The sequence below is a fragment of the Bacteroides sp. OM05-12 genome (assembly GCF_003438995.1).
Taxonomy (GTDB): domain Bacteria; phylum Bacteroidota; class Bacteroidia; order Bacteroidales; family Bacteroidaceae; genus Bacteroides.
Genome location: NZ_QSUN01000002.1, coordinates 348387 through 369691 on the forward strand (window position 1 = coordinate 348387; position 21305 = coordinate 369691).

The window sequence follows — 21305 nt, forward strand, 5'->3', positions numbered from 1 at the left end:
AAGGCTTATGTATTTAGTTTGTTGATTTATTGATTACACTGTATTGATTATCTAATATAGCTTTCTTGTCTATAATGAAGTTTCCGGAGCTTCTTAGGTTAATGGTCGCATTATTCTTTAAAATAATTTTTCCACCATCCTGTGCCCAGATATAAGCGTTATTGATTGTACTGCCGTCTACGACTAATATACCTCCGGAGCGAACAATAATTTTGGATGTTTTGTTCAATGACATTGTTTTTCCTACTGGGATTGTGAATGTACCGGATTGTACAATGATATTTCCGCAAGGAGTTACCCCATCCCAAACCGTATTAGAGTGGATTAACTTCGGTTGGCAGAATGTCCCGTATTCTCCTGTGTTATGATTGTCATGTCGTTCACTTCCCCATTCAATGGCATTCGGATTTCCGTTTGTCTTCCATGCGTAGACATAGGAATTGTTATTATCTATCGCTATTATTTCATTCTTTCCGTCTTTGTCAATATCTGAAACGCAAACATTTCCAGCAATTGTTGTATTCATATATAGAGGAAATCCCAAAACTTCAGAGCCATCACCATGCAATGCACATATCTTATCGTCTAGACCAAAGACAATATCTGCAATAGCGTCACCGTCTACGTCAGCCAAAATAGGAACATTTATATTTGCTATATATGCGTCATCCGGAAAAAGATATTTTACATCTTTCGTAAAGATTGTCTTTCCATTATTACTCCATGCTTTAATCATATCCGTCCCTAATGCTACTATTTCAAGTTTTCCGTCTCCATTTATATCTCCGACGGATACCATATGATCAAGTCCGCTGTTATTAGAACCGCTATAAGCAATGCTTTGTGAACCGTCCCATCCGGAAACAAGTTTTCCGTCTAGATTGACAACATAAATATGACTTTGATAACTTCGTTTCTGAGCCACAATTATTTCTTTTCGTCCATCATTATCTATATCGCAGACGACAGGTGAAGATGATAAATCTATTTCTTCTCCCCAAAATGGATCAGTTTTTCCAAATAGAGTTCCATTATGATGATAAATAGATATTCCTTGATTGTTGTTACAGAAAATGATTTCTTTATCTCCGTCATTATCAAGATCCGCAACAGCCGGCATGGAATAAGTACTTCCTTCTCCAAAACTGTATTTTAAACGTCCGTCGTTATCAAAAATCTTCACTTTTGAGGTTCCATTTCCTTTTTGCACTATTTCCAGACTTCCATCCGTACTGTTGTCTACATTAGCTAATATGGAACCTCGAAAACAAGACATTCCTGTATTATTTTCCCAATATTTATCCAACATATAATCTCCGTCCGTGTCTTTCATTGAGAGGCAACTTAATATTTGATTTTGGGAGATAGTATCATTCCAAGTGGGGAGAATTAATGTTTGTTCTCCATTTCCCTTTATGTCACCAATAGCCGGAGTTCCTCTAACTATAGTTGGAAAAGTCCATATTCCGTGAATTGATACAGGATTTGGATTCAATAGCTCTTCACCTTCATGAGTTAATCCGATGAGAAGACTTTTCTTATTGGATGCAATTTTTGTAGTAAGAAATATTTCCTGGTATCCATCATAGTTGATATCTGCTACATTAACAGAACTGTAAGAGTCACATTGAGACTCCATGATACGAGGAAACGATTCAATCAGTGGAAAAGAAACCATACCTTTTACCGCTTCAGACAGTGGTCCCTGATTCCCTGATTTCGATATGCCGGCTATTTTATAATAATAGGTTGCAAACGGTGTTACATCCATATCCTGAAAGTAAGAAGATGTAAGCGGATAGGTATTTAACTTTACATAGTTTTCGTACTTTCCGTTGGTGCTTCTGTAAACATTATAACCTGTTGATAATGTATCTATGGGCCAATTCAATTCAATGGTGGTATAGGAAGAGGTTGTCGCTATATTATTGACTGCTATTTGTTTACCTTTTTCTAACGGCTTGAATCGATTGAAAGTCCATGTCTTGCCGTATTCATTGCTTACAGTTAATGTGAAATAAACATTGGCATCCATTTGATAGGCAGGATTTATCCGGAATAGAAAGCCTTGTGTATTTCCTTTTACTTCATTCCTATCGATAACCGGATATGAAGAGGGTTGTGACTGAATCGTTTGAATGGACGAGTGATCGGAAGATAGTTGGGCTATAAGTCCGGTGGCGGAACCTTTGCCTACATTCATCAAATCTATAAATAAGTATCGGTCGTTTCCGTTATTTAGTATACTCTGATCTCGCAGTTCCAGTTCCGGAGCCTCGACATCAATCTTAAATGTATTGGTGTTGATGGGTTCCGTGCCGTCTGTTATTTTAAGAGTAAATTCTATTGCATCGAAGTCACTTTTCCGAATTTCAGGTGTATTCTTATCGATATGGAATCTGAATTTACTTTTTGAACGTACCGTTTCTGTCGTGGATATTTTTCCGAATTCCGCTGCACTATTAAGCAAGGTGATATAAGGAGAACTACAGCTTAGTGTACCTTTGGCATTGTTGAGCACAGTGCTGCCTCCGTTTTTCATGTCGATGGTTAGTTCTATGGTTTCTCCTGCATCTAGATGTCCGTCGCCGTCACCGATGCTGTTTCCGTCTCTATCATCATCAAAAATCAGATTTTGAATATAAACCGCCGGATTTTCATTTGCTTTGACCGGAATAGTGGTTTCAAAAGGTCTGAAATTGTGTGCTGTGACTGTTACATTCAATGTTCCTGAGGTATTTGGGGCAAATGTGAACTTCTGGGGTGTTGCATTATTCACCATCCGGGTGGCATAGGCCTCTTCATCTTTCATCAGGCAGATAGTGGCTTGCTGTCCCGTAGGGAGATTTTTTACCGTAACAGTTATTTCATTTTCTCCGCTGTTGATAGAACTTGGAGTGACTGTTACCTGTAGGTTTTTAGGGGTAGATGTCCACATAAGTGTTGTGGGGTCACCTAGAAGGTGGAATCGCCAATAAGGTGTATATTTTTTAGATGTCTTAGAATGTATGTAACCTAAACTATATTGTTCTTTTGAAGAGACATCTTTTTTTAAAGCAATATCCAGAAATTCTTTCAGTTGAAAATGTTCCTCGGCCCATCCAACATCCGTATTTCCTAAAAAAGCTACAGCACCACCATGAGTTTTCTTGAATAAATGTTCTGCAATACAGTCTTTATCTACTCTTCCCGGATGGCATCCACTTGATAAAATAACTTTAGGATAGAAAGTATCAGGTAAATCATCAATATCTTTGTTGAAAATATACATACCTTTTGTTTTTGCTGAAGCTCCTAAATGGCTTTGCCAGGAATGGTCTAGATGATATACGAAATGGAATTGTCCGTAGTTACGTCCATTTTGCAAAGCAGATAAAAAATTATTTTTATTCAGTTCTTCTCCTTTGGTGGCGTCAGAATAATCATAGGTTTGTTTATAAATATGATCATTTGTACTCGTACATTTAAAATGGTCGAACATATACCAATAATTATTACCTCTATTTAAGCAATGATTGAAAATTTCATTTATATACGTTCCTGATGTATCCTTTGGACCATTTAGAAAAGATGCAACTATTAATGAGTTTTCAAAATAAGAATAATCTACATTTTTATCATTTGCTTTCTCATAAGTTAAAAGCTTATTAATAAATGTACAGGTTTCTTTAATTGTTTTCAATGGTAATCTGCCTATATAAGAAGATGATTGGAAAACTGTGTCTGAGTTAGAAGATAGATTATAAGTAGAAGGATTCCAACTAACGCTGTCTGCCACATAATAAATATCAGCCGTATAATTAGAATGTTCTTTGTAGCCATACGCCAATCTTGCCGGAACAACATCCGTATCACCTCCTAACAGGACGAACATACTGTTTCCATTCCATCTCTTTTTAACATCCAACAGGTAATTCCTGATCTTTTCCGGTAAATCCGATCCTCTGTAGTCTACCTCTATTTCTTCAAGTGTTTTTATGAGGGTTGGTATACCTGTTTTTGTTTTCCAGTCTGCCAGCTTTTTATAAGTATCTTTCAGGCTGTCCCGGGTAATAATGATATAGTCGGGTATGATCTCTTCCATGATATTGATTCCTCTTGTGTTGGCTGCACTTTGCCCTTTGTTCAGAGATACTTTCTGAGGAATTACGTTAGAATTATCGGCATATCGGTCTACATCTTCCGGATTTTCCACCATCGCTTTTACATAACCTTTTGCCAATAGGGCACGATTATAAGAGATGTTGGGGGAAGTGGTTGCGGTAAAGCTCGTCCGGTAATTCAGAGTGACGGATAGGTCGCGGATATATAACTCTCTATTGCCGGGAATATAGATGATCGGATAATAAGCGATGGTTACTACATGATAACCCTGGATGATTCCGTCGGAAGCAATTATTGCCGTGTCTTTCGGATAAGCGGATAAAGAGTTATAAACAGATGCGTCAGGTTCAACGAAAGGAATCGGTTCCGTTTCGTTCACGGTCTGTGGAGGCTGGGCGGGGTAGATATAGTAAGAGCCGGACAGCTTTCTTTCATTTGTCACCTGAATTTGTAATTCGGAGACACTCACATTATTGGGGATTACAAACGACTTCGTGACAAAGGGCAGTTCCGGTTTTCCGATTTCGTTCAGAAATTGATCTCCGAACATTACTTTATCATAATTACCCCACTGATTGAAAGATATTTCTTCTCCGTTTATGTTGAACTCAGCGGTTAGTTGAGCCATCAAAACGGTAGGAAGTAAAATACCTATTAGTAATATATATTTTTTCATAAACGATAGATTAATATTGATTTAATTGTGACCGGTCAGCGTCATTCTCTTAGAATCTATCACCTGATTGTCAATAATCAGGGCATAGATATACATACCTGAAATCAGTTCCGATGCCGAGATTTTTACTTCTCCACTGATCGTATTGACATCCAAAGCATAGCTTTTCAGTTGCCTGCCGTTCAGATCATAAATACAAATCGCTGCTGTACCGGCATTTGCCGACAGGCGGTAGGAGATAGTGGTCTCTTCGTTGAACGGATTGGGGGTGTTGGGGTAGAGCATGGCGTCTTTCATGTTTTGTGAAGAATCCGAATTGCCGGTATTCGCCTTTTTAGGAGATGCCATATTTGAATCCGAAAGAAGTGTTTCCAAAGATTCGATACGGGTCTGTTGTTCTTTTATTGCTTCTACCAATATGGGTATCAATTCGGTATATGCAATTGCTTTATCACCGGTAGGGAGTGTATAAACAACATTCGGAAATACCTCCTCTAATTCCTGAGCCAGAAAGCCAACTTTTTCCCGTTTGTTTTCTTCACTCATTTGCAGTTCTATCTCTTGCAACGGTTCACTAATCGAATCTAAAGAGATAGCAGATGCAGCTCTCGCATTTTTTGTAACTTCGGGTTGATAACTTACTGCGTTAAGTTGTCTTAGCCTGTCTACTACACTACTGTTTAATGAAAGCAAACTTCTGCTTTTATTAACAGAAGCAGCAGTTGCCGAAGGTGTGAGATATTGTCCTCTTGTGAAGATCTTGCCATCTCCTAATACTTGAAAAACAATATCGGTTGTCATTCCACCGGTATTCCAAAAATCACGGTTTCTCACAACAAAAGCACCGATTCCGATCTTCTTCATTGTTACACGGACTACATCTCCCCATGCTGTCTGGATTTCAGGCCGGATATCAATCCCGACTTTACTGGCGCTTCCTATATTAAGAAAGCCTCCGGAAAAAGGAGTTAACTCTCCCATAAAGATAGAACCGTTCTCTGATACTTTAAGTTGTCCGAAAACTGTTTGTGAAAAAACGAATGTAATAACTACACACAGAAATGTTTTTAATTTCATAATAATATTTTTTTGAGGTTAACATGAAGCAAATATATGAAACCTGTGTATTTTAATATGAAAAAGTTCCCCCTACACATACCCTACATTTTATGTAATTAATAAAATAAAAAGCCTACATTATATTTTGAAAGTATCTGTATATTAATAGGTTATTTTGAAAAGCAACCCTACAATTCAGTTTAATACAGAACAATGGATATTTGTTGGCGTTTCTCTTTAATTTATCAGCGTCATTCTCTTAGAATCTATCACCTGATTGTCAATAATCAGGGCATAGATATACATACCTGAAATCAGTTCCGATGCCGAGATTTTTACTTCTCCACTGATCGTATTGACATCCAAAGCATAGCTTTTCAGTTGCCTGCCGTTCAGATCATAAATACAAATCGCTGCTGTACCGGCATTTGCCGACAGGCGGTAGGAGATAGTGGTCTCTTCGTTGAACGGATTGGGCGTGTTGGGATAGAGCACGGCGTCTTTAAACTTGTTGTTTGCAGTGCTTTGAGGTGCTTTTTTAGGCTGAGAACCTCCTGATAGTGTTGCTTTTATTTCATTGATTTGCTGTTGAAGTTCAGCAATCTGTACGGCTTGGGTGTTCAGACTGTCTTGTAATTCTTTCATGCCCTCAATCAGTACTCCGACCAAATCTCCATACATGATACCTTTCGTTCCGCTATAAGAGGTACGGATTACTTCAGGAAAGACCTGTTCTACTTCTTGAGCTACTAGTCCGATACGTTTCCGGCTTTGCTCCTCTGCTATTTGCTGACTGATTTCAGGGGTAGCACCTAGTTCTTCTATCGTTTCAATTTCGTTGGATAAAGTGGAAATGGAGTTTTCTGTGTCATGTTTATAATTGAATGTAACACCCCGTAGCTGTTTAATCTTGTCCATTGTAGAAGGTAGTGTTTCTATATTCTCTTTTTGAGTGCTGTCTGATAATTGAACAAGACCTTCGTCAGTATATATACTGCCATCGCCTTTTACATAGAAATGTATCAAACCACCTGTACCACACCCTAATGCGGTACTTGTAGCTGATTCTGTAGCAAAATTGGCACAACCGTATGAATTGAATGCTTTTGCGAACATTCTATACATTGTCAGCGCCGGTGGAATTGAAGTATTTGTGAAATGTATTGATCCTCCACCCGGTTCAAAAGGTCCTATAAGTTTATAGAAGTGATCTTCCACGTCATTAATCAGTACCTGTCCCAAAGAATCTATTTTCATCTGTCCGAAAGATAATGCAGTATATGCACATGCTAAACAAATAAGTACAAGCTTTTTCATAATAGTTTGATTTTAAGCGATTAGTAAAAATAGTTAGTTTATCGTGTACTCAGTTAGTTTTTCCTCCTTTCAAGCTGCTGTGTACCTTTATGTTTTTATTTTGTATGTATGCTTAGAATAGGAATCGATAAAAATCGCTTTTTTATGGTTTGTCTGTTCTAAGGTCTGATTTCACAAAGGTAATAGTTAATTTTTGATAATCCAAATAAAAAGCGTGATAAATGCAGACTTAATAAAACTTTGATTTTTAGGTAAATAAGTGCTGTAAGTGTGCTTAGTGCTTTGCTACTCTTTGTATATATTATCCTTACAAATTGTTGATATATAACTGTTTATGTTTTTCTTGGATTGATGATAGAAATAAGTAACGGTTTGGAGACTTGTTTAGCATACGGTCGTTTGTTTGCAAACGATAGGAGTTTGCAAACAATCGACCGTATCTTCGTAATCAAACGACCGTATATCTTTTTAATTACCCAATGATACGTTTTCGTTCACTCATTTTGTTGATTTAGCTGTTATTCAACTTTTACTTTGACTTGCCTTCACTTATCACGAATTGCACTTTAGTAGTTGGGGGATAGATTGTTAGGGTGAAGGCACTATTTTTCGTGACAAGTCACTTCCGCTGTTAAAGCTCAATTAAAAAAGCCGATGGTTCGCAGATGACGCGGATTGAGCAGATGAAGACGGATTTTAAGATTATTAATCCGTCATAATCAGCCTTTTCAGCGTCATCCGCGAACCAAGTTCTCTAAATTTAGATATGAAAATGTTTGATTCTACTTTTCGGGGTGCAGTTCAAAAAATGAACTGCTTTCACTTTAATTGCTTATCCGCTAACTACTTATCCTTTTATGGTGAAGAGGTGAAGTCAGTAATTACTCATTTTATACGGCGTCTGTAACAGCTTTCCAGTGTACACAATCCGCAGGAATACTCCAGTTTTCTTACTTTGCTTCCGATGCCTATTATTCCGCTGACCGACTTGATGGGTAGCATCAGACTGGAATCCGTCAGGTGGATGTCACAAGGGTGCGGGGTGGGAAAGAGGGAGAACAGACGCTGCTGTTCGGAAACGTGCCAGCCGCAATATCCGGGACTGAAACGGTTGGTGTGCAGCAATCCTTCCGGCAGGAGCATTTGTTCGAGGGCTGCTTCCATCCGGTCTGCCGTCTTTTCGGCGATGATGCTGCCTAAGGAATCCGCCATGTATAGGGCTACGAGGTTACCTTCTTCTTCCAGCCGCTTTGTCCATTCTTCGTATTGATGTCCGGCAGTGGCGGCGAAGATGATGAAACGTTCGCTTCCACGTAACTGTCTGCTGATGATCTTTCCAATGTCGAGGGTGACGGACGATAGTTGCAAGGTCTCGTCTTTCAGTTGCCCGTCTGCCGGGTAGAAACAGAAACACGGGTGGATCAGTTCGGCTGCCTGACTCAGGATAAATTCACTGAACTGACGTATGTCATCATCAGGGGTCTGCTCTCCATACCCCATAGCCTCGTATAAGTCGTTCAGCGTAATGTCTAATTCCGAGAACTCAGGAAAGATGTCTTTTGTATTCCGGTTCATTTTCCTTGGTTATATTCTTCCAATGCTTCAAAAAATGCGTCGATATTTTCCATCGGCACATGAGGCGGAGTGTCGCAACCGCTGGAGAGGACGAAGTTCGGGTAAGCGGCTGTTTCGTTCAATAGTTGCAGGGTTGCCTGCTTTACCTGTTCCGCCGTGCTCATCTTGAAGATGCCTACGGGGTCCAGATTACCCATGGCAAGTGCATCCGCAGGAACTTCTTTCAAAGCGTCTACCATGTTGATCTTGTTGCCGAAGTGGTAGCCCATTGCTCCTGTGGTGACCATGGCTTGCGTGCAGTGTCCGGTATTACCGCAGTTGTGCAGGATGACGGCAAAGTTATCATCCTGAACCTTGTCTATGATTTGTTTGACATAGACGGATGAATATTGTTGGCAATCTTCGTTGGATAACAATCCGGCTGCCGGTTCTGCCATCACGACTCCGCTCACTCCGGTGGCTTTCAGTGCCAAACAGTAACGGGTGATAAAATCCGTACATTTCTGTAACAAGACGGCGGCTGCTTCCGGATTGATGTAAATCAGCATCATGATTTCGGACATATCGTAAAGTCGTCCCGCCAGTGAGTAGGGTCCGATGCATCCTGCCAGTACAGGGCGGTCGGCAATACTTTTGGCTGCCAGCATATTGGCTTTCAGGTATTGTGCGATACGTCCCCTGTTCAGTGCCGGAACTTCCAGTGACTCGATGGCGGCTTCATCCGTGAGCAAACGACCTGTGACGCTGGGCACTTCATGTTGTGGAAACACGATTTCCGCTCCGAAAGCCTCAGCTTCGACGGTTAAGTCCATGATGACCGTAGCTGCTGCGGATGGATATTTCTCTTGCAGCACTTTGATGGCTTCGGCGTGTGCACATCCGTCTGTCACCGCATCGCGTACGGTTTTGTTGATATATTCTATACCCGGATGGGTCATAATTGGAACCGCTACCCGCTTGGGGTTATTGATAATTTCCTGCATCCAGGAACGCATGTTTAATTTTCCCATACTACCTTATTTACTTTGGTTTTGATATAGGACGTAACCGGGGGCTTTTTGTACTACACCTTCTTATTTTTTTAAGACTGATAAGTACAAAACATATATCCGTCCGTCTTCATGTATATGAAGTAAGTTCAAAAAGATTGAATCCAATGACGATAAAGAAAATAGTGCTGAGTGCCTGCATCTTATTAGCGACGTCTTCCGTGTGTTTCTCTGCACAGGAGTATAAGTTGTGGTATGATTGCCCGGCACAGGTGTGGACGGAAGCGTTGCCGTTAGGAAACGGACGTTTGGGAGCTATGGTGTTCGGTAATCCGGCTATGGAGCAGTTACAGTTGAATGAGGAAACGCTTTGGGCGGGACGTCCCAATAACAATGCGAATCCGGATGCGCTGGAGTACATCCCTAAGGTGCGTGAACTGGTGTTTGCCGGCAAGTATCTTGAAGCGCAGACATTGGCGACGGAGAAGGTGATGGCGAAAACGAATTCGGGTATGCCTTACCAGACTTTCGGTGACTTGCGGATTGCTTTTCCGGGACATGCGCGTTATGATAATTATTACAGGGAGTTGAGTCTGGACTCTGCCCGTGCCGTTGTAAGCTACCGGGTGGATGGAGTGAACTACCGACGGGAAATGATAACCTCGTTCACGGATCAGGTAGTGATGGTGAGGCTCACGGCGGATGCTCCGGGTAAGATTACGTTCAATGCTGTGCTCACTACGCCTCATCAGGATGCACTGATTGCTACGGATGGGGATTGCGTGACGCTTTCGGGCGTGTCCTCATGGCACGAGGGGCTGAAAGGAAAGGTAGAGTTTCAGGGAAGGCTGGCGACTAAAATTAAGGGTGGAAATAGTTGTTGTAAGGATGGTGTACTTCTGGTGGAGAATGCGGATGAAGCCGTCGTCTATGTATCTATTGCCACGAATTTCAATAATTATCAGGACATTACGGGAGATCAGGTACAACGTGCCAAAGATTATCTGACGAAGGCTCTGAAACAGGATTATAGGGAAGCGAAGAAAAGCCATGTGGCTTTCTTTAAACAGTATATGGACCGGGTCTCACTGGATTTGGGCGCAAATAAAGAGGAGATGGTAACGACCGATATGCGTGTGCAGAATTTCGGGAATACCAATGACGCCCATCTGGTGGCTACTTACTTCCAATTCGGACGTTATCTGCTGATTTGTTCCTCACAACCGGACGGGCAGCCTGCCAACTTGCAGGGCATTTGGAATGATAAACTGTTCCCTTCATGGGATAGCAAATATACGTGCAATATCAATGTGGAAATGAACTATTGGCCTGCTGAGGTGACCAACCTCAGTGAACTTCACGAACCGTTGCTGCGCCTTACGAAAGAGGTGAGCGAGACGGGGCGTGAGACGGCGAAAATCATGTATGGAGCCGATGGTTGGGTACTTCATCACAATACAGATATCTGGCGCATTACGGGAGCTTTGGACAAGGCTCCTTCGGGCATGTGGCCGTCGGGCGGTGCATGGCTGTGCCGTCATTTGTGGGAACGGTATTTATATACGGGCGATGTGGAGTTCTTGCGTTCTGCTTATCCCATCATGAAGGAAGCCGGACGTTTCTTTGACGAAATCATGGTGAAAGAACCTGTACACGGATGGCTGGTGGTTTGTCCGAGTAACTCTCCGGAGAATACGCATGCCGGAAGCAACGATAAGGCTACTACTGCCGGAGGATGCACGATGGACAACCAGTTGATTTTCGACCTGTGGACTTCCATTATTACCACAGCGCGTTTGCTGGGCACGGATGCCGGATTTGCCGACCATCTGGAACAACGTCTGACGGAGATGGCTCCGATGCAGATCGGTCGTTGGGGACAGTTGCAGGAGTGGATGTTCGACTGGGATGACCCGGAAGATGTGCATCGTCATGTATCGCATCTGTACGGCTTGTTTCCGAGTAATCAGATTTCTCCTTACCGCACTCCGGAGCTGTTTGATGCCGCCCGTACTTCACTGATTCATCGGGGCGACCCCTCTACGGGATGGAGCATGGGGTGGAAAGTATGCCTGTGGGCACGTCTGCTGGATGGAAATCATGCTTATAAACTGATAACGGATCAGCTGACGCTTGTCCGCAACGAGAAGAAAAAAGGAGGAACGTATCCGAACCTGTTCGATGCTCATCCGCCTTTCCAGATAGACGGAAACTTCGGCTGTACTGCCGGAATCGTGGAAATGTTGATGCAGAGCTATGACGGCTTTATCTATCTGCTGCCTGCTTTGCCCGATGTATGGAAAGAGGGCGAGATAAAAGGCATTATTGCCCGCGGAGGTTTCGAGTTGGATATCCGTTGGAAGGCGGGGAAGGTAGACCGGTTGGTGGTTAAATCGCATAAAGGAGGTAACTGCCGTCTGCGCTGCTTGACGAAGTTGTCGGGCAAGGGGTTGAGAAAAGCGAAAGGCGACAATCCGAATACGTTGTATGCTGTGCCTGCCGTTCGCAAACCGTTGATAAATGAGCAGGCGAAACTGAATGGAGTGGAATTGAAAAAGACTTATCTCTACGACTTGGATACGAAAGCGGGAGAGGAATATGTCATTGTAGGAAAATAAGTGAACTATGAATAATAAAGCGATTAAATGGTGGATGGCCTTCCTGTTGTTGGGAGGAATTTTAGGATGTACCGACGGCAGGACGGAAAAGGAAGAACAGTGGAGTGAACGCATGGCGCGTTCCGAAATGAAACGTTTCCCGGAACCTTGGATGATAGAAAAGGCGAAGAAACCTTATTGGGGTTATACACATGGATTGGTGGTCAAGTCCATGCTGGAGGAGTGGAAACATACGGGTGACACGGCTTATTATAATTATGCCAGGATTTACGCCGACAGTCTGATTGATGCCGACGGTAAGATAAAAACCATGAAGTATCTTTCGTTCAACATCGACAATGTGAATGCCGGAAAGATACTTTTCGACTTCTATGCGCAGACGCATGACAATCGGTATAAAATAGCGATGGACACACTTCGCAAACAGATGACCGAACAACCCAGAACCACAGAGGGAGGTTTCTGGCATAAGCTGCGCTATCCGCATCAGATGTGGTTGGACGGTATCTTTATGGCATCGCCCTATCTGGTGCAATATGGGGAAGTGTTCGGCGACTCTCTTGTCTATCCGGATGTAGTGAACCAGATTACCCTGATTGCCCGTAAAACGTATGATCCGGAAACCGGATTGTATTATCATGGTTGGGACGAAAGCCGTGAGCAAGCATGGGCGGATGATGAAACGGGCTGTTCGCCCAACTTCTGGAGCCGCAGCATCGGTTGGTACGCTGCCGCCTTGGTGGATGTGCTCGATTATATGCCGGAGACGGTTGCCGGGAGAGATACCATTCTGACGTTGGTAAAGAATCTGGCTCCTGTCCTCGTGAAGTATCAGGATGGGAAGAGCGGAGTGTGGTATCAGGTGACGGATCAAGGTAATCGTAAAGGTAACTATCTCGAGTCTTCCGCTTCTGCATTGTTCGTTTACTTCCTGAGCAAAGCGATCAATAAGGGGTATATCGGAGAGGAGTATAAACCGGCGGTGAAGAAGGCTTTCGACGGGATGATTAAGGAGTTCATCAAACAGGAAGAGGATGGTACTTATACCATCACGAACTGTTGCGCGGTAGCCGGACTGGGTGGCGACAAGGTGTATCGGGACGGAAGTTTCGAGTATTACGTTTCCGAGCCGGTCATTGAGAATGACCCGAAGTCGGTGGGTAGCTTCATCTTGGCTGCCATCGAATACGAGAAGATGAATAAGTAATGTTTGAAGAAGTAACAATAACAAATCAAAATAAGTGGATTTCATGAAAAAGAAGAAACTGGTATTACTGCTGTCGGCGTGCCTACTTTCTGTGGGTAGCCTGCAGGCGCAAAAGAATAAGATATATCTGCCGTGGGAGAATGGCAAACTTCAGGTATCGGAAGAAAACCGTTATCTCAAGCATGAGAACGGGACTCCTTTCTTTTGGTTGGGTGAGACGGGATGGCTGCTGCCGGAACGTCTGAACCGTGATGAGGCTGCCTATTATTTGAGTCATTGTCGTCAGGCGGGCTACAACGTGGTGCAAGTGCAGACCATGAACAGTGTTCCTTCCATGAACTGCTACGGTCAGTCTTCCCTGCCGGATGGGTTCAACTTCAAGGAGATAAATAAGAAAGGCGTGTACGGCTATTGGGATCACATGGACTACATCATCAAGACAGCCGAGAAGAACGGCATCTATATCGGTATGGTTCCCATTTGGGGAACGCCTGTTTCCGAAGGTCTGATGACGGTGAAAGATGCGCAGGCTTACGGTAAGTTCCTTGCCGAACGCTACAAGGATGCTCCGAACATCATCTGGATGGTGGGTGGTGATATTCGCGGAGATGTCAAGACTGCCGAGTGGGAAGCATTGGCAAAGAGTATCCGTGCCGTTGACAAGAATCACCTGATGACGTTTCACCCGAGAGGAAGAACCACTTCGGCTACTTGGTTCAATGATGCTGATTGGTTGGACTTTAATATGTTTCAAAGCGGTCACCGCCGTTACGGACAGCGTAACGGTGACGGGGATTATCCTATCGAAGAAAATACGGAAGAGGATAACTGGCGTTTTGTGGAACGCAGCATGGCTATGACGCCGATGAAACCTGTCATTGACGGAGAGCCTATCTACGAGGATATACCGCAGGGACTTCATGATCCGAACGAAACACGCTGGAGTGCTGCCGATGTACGCCGTTATGCCTACTGGTCGGTATTTGCCGGATCATTCGGACATACCTACGGACACAATGACATCATGCAGTTTATCACGCCGGGCGTAATCGGTTCATTCGGTGCGGACGGTTCTAAAAAGACATGGGTGGATGCGATGAAAGATCCGGGTTTCAACCAGATGAAGTATCTGAAAAGGCTGATGCTTGCTTTCCCGTTCTTTGAGCGTGTGCCCGACCAGAGCATTATTGCCGGAACAAACGGTGAACGTTATGACCGTGCCGTTGCCACTCGTGGAAATGATTACTTGTTGGTGTACAATTATACGGGACGTCCCATGCAGGTCGATTTGAGTAAAATCAGCGGAGCAAAGAAGAAAGTATGGTGGTATGGTGCGAAAGACGGTAAGTTGCAATATCTCGGTGAGTTCGACAGTAAGGTGACGACTTTCCAGTATGATGGCGGTTACATCAGTGGAAACGATCAGGTACTTATCGCTGTGGATGCAGGGAAAGAGTATGTTGAGTTGAATAAGTTGAGAGTTGAAAATTGAGAATTGAAAGTTGAGAATTGAAAATGGGATGCTCAGCTCCTCCTCTGTTTATAGAGGAGGTGTCGCATAGCGACGGAGGAGTTCTTTTGAATTGAGAATCGTTTAATTAAAAATTAAAAATGGAGAAAATATAACTCTCAACTCTCAATTTTCAACTCTCAACTTCTTCAACTTTCAACTGGAAAAACGCTCCCTTGAGTGATGCCGATCGCTCCCTTGAGTGATGTCGATCGCTCCCTTGAGTGATGTCGATCGCCCCCTTGAGCGATAGGCAACGCCCAAGTAGATGAAAATTATTCGTTATTAATTAATAGAAAGACCATGAAAATAAGAATATCCGTTTTGTTAATATCGTTGTTCGTGACGGTGAAAGTGCTGGGTGCGGTGTCTGTGACGACTATCCGTACAGAGCAGATGAATGCTCCTCTGGGCATCGACGTCCGTCAACCCCGTTTAAGCTGGATGCTGGAATCTTCGGAGAAGAACGTGATGCAGACAGCTTATCATATCTTGGTAGCCTCTACGCCGGAGAAACTGGCAAACGGAGAGGGAGACCTTTGGGATTCCGGCAAGGTACGGAGCGGAGCTTCTCATATGGTTCTCTATCGGGGCAAACCGCTGAAAAGCAATGTGCGTTGCTACTGGAAAGTGAAAAGCTATACCACTGCCGGAGAGACGGCATGGAGCGAGCCTTCCCTATGGAGCATGGGACTGTTGTCGGAAAACAACTGGAAAGGTCAGTGGATAGGGATGGACAAGGCTGCCGAGTGGGACAGTGAAACTCAATGGAGCCGTTTGAGCGCCCGCTATCTGCGCAAGGAGTTCGAAGTGAAGAAACAGGTGAAACAGGCAACGGTTCACGTCTCCGGGCTTGGTCTGTATGAGCTTTATATCAACGGCAAGAGGATTGGAAATCAGGTGCTTGCCCCCGCACCGACGGACTATCGGAAGACGGTTCTCTATAATACGTTCGACGTGACCGAAGTGATTGCCGGCAGAAATGCTATCGGCGTGACGCTTGGCAACGGACGTTTCTACACAATGCGTCAGAACTATAAGCCTTATAAGATACCCAACTTCGGTTATCCGAAGATGCGACTGGACTTGATAATCGAATACACAGACGGCACGAGAGAGGTGGTGGCAAGTGATAATTCTTGGAAGCTGACTGCCGACGGACCTATCCGGAGCAATAACGAGTATGACGGTGAAGAGTATGATGCCCGTAAGGAATTGGGTGCGTGGAGCACGTTCGGGTATGACGACAGCCGTTGGGCTGCGGCACAGCGGGTAAGCATCCCTACTGGTACGTCGCGTGCGATGACGATGCCTTACATGAGAGTGGTGGATACGGTGAAACCTCTGTCTATCAAGAAAGTAGGCGACAAGTATATTTTGGATATGGGACAGAACATGGCGGGCTGGATACGGATAAAGATAAGAAAGCAACAGGCGGGAGACAGCATTCGCTTGCGTTTTGCGGAACTTTTACAGCCGGATGGTGAACTATATGTCCGGAACCTGCGCGATGCCCGTGTGACGGATACCTACGTATGCAGGGGGGATGAGAAAGGAGTGGAATGGGCTCCGCGTTTCGTGTATCACGGTTTCCGTTATGTAGAGGTGACGGGCATGAATAAACCGGTACTCACGGATTTTGTCGGTGAGGTGGTGAATGACGATCTGGAGACTATCGGTTCTTTCTCCTGCTCCAATAAAACATTGAACCGGATTTACCGGAATGCCTGCTGGGGTATCCGCAGCAACTATAAAGGAATGCCGGTGGACTGTCCGCAACGCAACGAGCGTCAGCCTTGGCTGGGCGATCACGCGATGGGATGCTGGGGCGAAAGCTATATCTTCGATAACGGACCGTTCTATGCCAAGTGGACGATGGATATCTGCGACGCACAGCGTGAGGACGGTTGCATCCCCGACGTAGCTCCGGCATACTGGAACTATTATTCGGACAATGTGACGTGGCCTGCGGCTCTTCCGCTTGCCTGTGACATGATGTACACGCAATTCGGTGATACACTGCCGATGGCGAAGCACTACGGCGACATGAAACGTTGGTTGCGTCATATCCGTGACGAGTACATGACGGAAGATTATATCATCACGAAAGACAGATACGGCGACTGGTGCGTGCCGCCCGAATCATTGGAACTGATACACAGTAAAGACCCTGCCCGCAAGACGGACGGACAGCTGATTGCTACGGCATACTACCTGAAAGTGTTGCAACTGATGCATCGTTTTTCGAGCGTGCTGGGACTGAAAGAGGATGCGCAGGAGTGGGAAGACTTGGAACACCGTATGAAAGATGCTTTCAACGAACATTTCCTTGTTATCGGAAAAGGTACGTCGCCCGTACCGGGACATGTGCTTTATCCGGACAGTATTTATTACGGTAACAACACCGTGACGGCAAATATCCTGCCTCTGGCTTTCGGGCTGGTTCCGAAACCATACATCAATGACGTGGTAAAGAATACGGTAAACACGATCATCACCACGAACAAGGGACACATCAGTTGCGGAGTAATCGGCGTGCAATGGCTCATGCGTGAGTTGAGCCGTAAGGGATTTGCGGATGTGGCTTATCTGCTGGCTACCAACAAGACCTATCCTAGTTGGGGCTATATGGTGGAACAGGGGGCAACGACCATCTGGGAACTGTGGAACGGTAATACCGCCAATCCCGAAATGAACAGCGGCAATCATGTCATGTTACTCGGCGATTTGATTTCGTGGTGCTATGAGACGCTGGGAGGTATCCGCAGCAGCCGTCAGCATACAGGTTTCAAACATATCCTGATGAAGCCCGACTTCAGCATACAGGGCATCAGTCATGCGGATGCTTCTTACCGTACACCTTACGGTAAAGTGGTGAGCCGTTGGAAAAAGACATTGACGCATCTGGAATGGGAAGTAACCGTTCCTGTGAATACGACTGCCGAAGTCCATCTTCCCGACGGACGGGTGGAGAAGATCGGTTCGGGAAGTTATCATTACAGTGTGGATATACCTACACGCAGCAAAGCGGTACTGAAAGACGAGTTCCTGTATGAAGAAGCGTCTTTCCCGGAATGTCACGGTGCAACGATTGCGGAGACACCGAAAGGTGATTTGGTAGCCGCTTTCTTCGGAGGAACGAAAGAACGCAATCCGGATTGCTGCATCTGGGTATGCCGTAAGGAAAAAGGCAGTGACGCATGGACGGCACCTCAGATGGTTGCCGACGGTGTGTTCAAACCGAATGATCCGCTGGCTGCTTTGGCAGGTGTCACGGCGGAAACGAAAGATCATCGGAAAGCGTGTTGGAATCCGGTCTTGTTTCAAGTGCCGGGAGGAGATTTGTTGCTGTTTTACAAAATAGGGCTGAAAGTATCCGACTGGTCGGGCTGGCTGGTACGTTCCAAAGACGGCGGTAAGACGTGGGGTAAGCGTGAAGCTCTGCCCGAAGGCTTCTTAGGTCCGATAAAAAATAAACCCGAATACGTTGGCGGACGGATTATTTGTCCGTCCAGTACGGAAGGAGAGGACGGATGGCGTATCCATTTCGAGATTTCCGATGATAAGGGAAAGACATGGCGCAAGATAGGACCGTTGGAAGCGGAATTGGCTTTGCCTACGCAGTTGCAGGGAAAAGCGGTAGAGGCGAAAGACGACCAGGAAGCGGGAGAAGCCATCAAAGGCGAGGGGATGAAACCTATTTATGCCATACAACCGAGTATCTTAAAACACAAGGACGGACGCTTACAGGTGCTTTGCCGTACACGCAACGGACAGTTGGCGGAGGCTTGGAGCCCGGACAATGGCGACACATGGAGTAAGGTTCGTTTGACCTCTTTGCCGAGCAATAACTCCGGTACGGATGCCGTGACGTTGAAAGACGGTCGTCATCTGCTTGTCTATAATGATTTCAGAACCTTGCCGGGCACACCGAAAGGACCCCGTACTCCGTTGAGCGTGGCACTTTCCGAGGACGGGATAAACTGGACGCCGGTCTTGGTGTTGGAGGACAGTCCCATCAGCCAATACTCTTATCCGTCCGTCATACAGGGAAAGGACGGTAAAGTGCATGTCATCTATACTTGGCGTCGTCAGCGCATCAAGTATGCCGAGATTGATTTGAAAGAATTGAATTAAACATTATATAGAAATATGAACAGGATAAAATCATTGTTATTGCTCGCTTCTGCCGTAGCTTCCGGTGCTTGGGCACAATCATCGGGACTGACGGATATGAGTCGAAGTAAATATGCCTGCATGGCGAATACGGAACTGGATGCTGTGCAGTGGACGGACGGTTTTTGGGGAGAACGTTTCAAGGTGTACAGCGGAACAAGCTTGCAAAGCATGTGGAACACATGGAATACACCCGAAGTCAGTCACGGTTTCCGTAATTTCGAGATTGCTTCCGGTGCTTGTCCGGGTGAACATTGGGGACCTCCGTTTCACGACGGCGATTTGTATAAGTGGCTCGAGGGCGTAGCTGCCGTTTATGCCGTAAACAAAGATTCCGAACTGGATAAACTGATGGATCATGTTATCAGCTATATCGTGAAGTCACAACGCGAGGACGGATATATTCATACCCCCGTTATCATCGAAGAGAAGAATAAGGGAATCGATACACACTCCAATGCACATAAAAATACGGTGATAGGCACGAAAGTAGGTGCGGAAGATGAGAAAGGTGCTTTTGCCAACCGCCTCAACTTCGAGACTTATAATTTGGGACACCTTATGATGGCGGGTATCACCCATTACCGTGCAACGGGTAAGAAAACCCTTTTCGACGCGGCTGTCAAAGCTACCGATTTCCTGTGTCATTTCTATGAGACAGCCTCAGCGGAACTGGCTCGTAATGCTATCTGCCCTTCTCACTATATGGGGGTTGTGGAGATGTACCGTGCTACGGGTAATCCGCGTTATCTGGAACTGTCGAAGAATCTGATCGACATACGCGGCATGGTGGAGAACGGAACGGACGATAATCAGGACCGTATCCCGTTTCGTAGCCAGAAACAGGCGATGGGACATGCCGTGCGTGCCAATTACCTTTATGCGGGTGTTGCCGATGTTTATGCGGAAACGGGTGAGAAACTTCTGATGGAGAATCTGGAAAGCATCTGGAAAGACATCACTACCCGCAAAATGTATGTGACGGGAGCTTGCGGTGCGTTGTATGACGGTACTTCACCGGACGGTACTTGCTATGAGCCGGACAGCATCCAGAAAGTGCACCAAAGCTACGGACGTCCTTATCAGTTGCCTAACAGCACGGCGCACAACGAAACCTGTGCCAACATCGGGAATATGCTTTTCAACTGGCGTATGTTCCAGACCAGTGGCGAGGCAAAGTATGCCGATTTGGTGGAAACCTGCTTGTACAACAGTGTGTTGAGCGGTATCAGTCTGGACGGGAAGCGTTACTTCTATACCAATCCTTTGCGTATCAGTGATGATTTGCCTTATACGCTTCGCTGGCCGAAAGAACGTACGGAGTACATCAGTTGCTTCTGTTGTCCTCCCAACACACTGCGTACCGTATGCGAGGCTCAGAATTATGCTTATACCTTGAGCGACAAAGGTATCTGGTGCAATCTTTATGCCGGAAACCAACTGGAAACGGCATTCATGAACGATAAGGTGAAGTTGATACAGGAAACGGATTATCCTTGGGACGGAACGGTGAAGCTCACCTTTGAGCGCGCTCCGAAGAAGAAAGCGTTTTCGTTGTACCTGCGTATTCCCGAATGGTGTGGCAAGGCTATATTGAAAGTGAACGGAGAGCCTGTGCAAGCAGACCTGAAAGCCAATACGTTTGTAGAGGTGAATCGTGTGTGGAAGAAAGGCGACCGGGTGGAACTGGTGATGGATATGCCCGTCCGCCTGTTGGAATCTCATCCGTTGGTAGAGGAAACCCGTAATCAGGTGGTTGTGAAGCGCGGACCGTTGGTGTACTGCCTGGAAAGCATGGACATCGAAGGTGGCAAACGGATAGATGATGTACTGATTCCTGCCGATATCCGGCTGACTCCCCGTAAGACGGTTATTGCCGGAAGTTCCGTCGTTGCATTGGAAGGCACGGCACGTTTGGCGGAAGAGGCTTCTTGGGATGGCACGCTCTACCGGGAAGTAGGCAAAGCGGACAAGCCTGTGAATATCCGTCTGATTCCTTATTATGCGTGGGGAAACAGAGGTAAGGCGGAAATGACGGTTTGGATGCCCTTGGCGAAGTAATCGGTCATCGGAT

The 21305-nt window shown here is 45.2% G+C and carries 10 protein-coding genes; 5 read left to right on the forward strand and 5 right to left on the reverse strand.

Features of this window, described 5'->3' with window-relative positions; all coding sequences use genetic code 11:
- Positions 1-13: 13 nt before the first annotated feature.
- From DXB63_RS03095 to DXB63_RS03115, 5 genes are all read right to left on the reverse strand, one after another.
- The gene (locus DXB63_RS03095; protein ID WP_122124914.1) at positions 14-4780 is read right to left on the reverse strand and encodes a C25 family cysteine peptidase; all 4767 of its coding nucleotides are present in this window, start codon (positions 4778-4780) and stop codon (positions 14-16) included.
- Positions 4781-4801: 21 nt separating this feature from the next.
- The gene (locus DXB63_RS03100; RefSeq protein ID WP_122124915.1) at positions 4802-5857 is read right to left on the reverse strand and encodes a T9SS type A sorting domain-containing protein; all 1056 of its coding nucleotides are present in this window, start codon (positions 5855-5857) and stop codon (positions 4802-4804) included.
- A 219-nt stretch (positions 5858-6076) separates the two neighbouring features.
- Positions 6077-7156: a tail fiber domain-containing protein gene (locus DXB63_RS03105; RefSeq protein ID WP_122124916.1), complete on the reverse strand. Its 1080-nt coding sequence runs from the start codon at positions 7154-7156 to the stop codon at positions 6077-6079.
- 885 nt (positions 7157-8041) lie between these two features.
- On the reverse strand, positions 8042-8731 hold the full coding sequence (locus DXB63_RS03110) for a vitamin B12 dependent-methionine synthase activation domain-containing protein (protein WP_122124917.1): 690 nt from the start codon (positions 8729-8731) through the stop codon (positions 8042-8044).
- Complete coding sequence (locus DXB63_RS03115; protein WP_122124918.1) at positions 8728-9741, reverse strand: uroporphyrinogen decarboxylase family protein; 1014 nt, start codon at positions 9739-9741, stop codon at positions 8728-8730. Before DXB63_RS03115 ends, DXB63_RS03110 begins: the two co-directional genes overlap by 4 nt.
- Before the next feature lie 146 nt (positions 9742-9887).
- On the opposite strand from DXB63_RS03115, the gene DXB63_RS03120 reads away from it, so the two are divergent.
- From DXB63_RS03120 to DXB63_RS03140, 5 genes are all read left to right on the forward strand, one after another.
- Complete coding sequence (locus DXB63_RS03120) at positions 9888-12338, forward strand: glycoside hydrolase N-terminal domain-containing protein (RefSeq protein WP_122124919.1); 2451 nt, start codon at positions 9888-9890, stop codon at positions 12336-12338.
- A gap of 34 nt (positions 12339-12372) precedes the next feature.
- A complete protein-coding gene (locus DXB63_RS03125) occupies positions 12373-13545 on the forward strand; it encodes a glycoside hydrolase family 105 protein (protein WP_122124994.1) in 1173 nt (390 codons plus the stop codon).
- A gap of 43 nt (positions 13546-13588) precedes the next feature.
- Positions 13589-15037, forward strand: a complete 1449-nt coding sequence (locus tag DXB63_RS03130; RefSeq protein WP_122124995.1) for a glycoside hydrolase family 140 protein — start codon at positions 13589-13591, stop codon at positions 15035-15037.
- Between the two features lie 321 nt (positions 15038-15358).
- On the forward strand, positions 15359-19192 hold the full coding sequence (locus tag DXB63_RS03135) for a family 78 glycoside hydrolase catalytic domain (RefSeq protein WP_122124920.1): 3834 nt from the start codon (positions 15359-15361) through the stop codon (positions 19190-19192).
- A 15-nt stretch (positions 19193-19207) separates the two neighbouring features.
- The gene (locus DXB63_RS03140; protein WP_122124921.1) at positions 19208-21292 is read left to right on the forward strand and encodes a glycoside hydrolase family 127 protein; all 2085 of its coding nucleotides are present in this window, start codon (positions 19208-19210) and stop codon (positions 21290-21292) included.
- Positions 21293-21305: the final 13 nt, after the last annotated feature.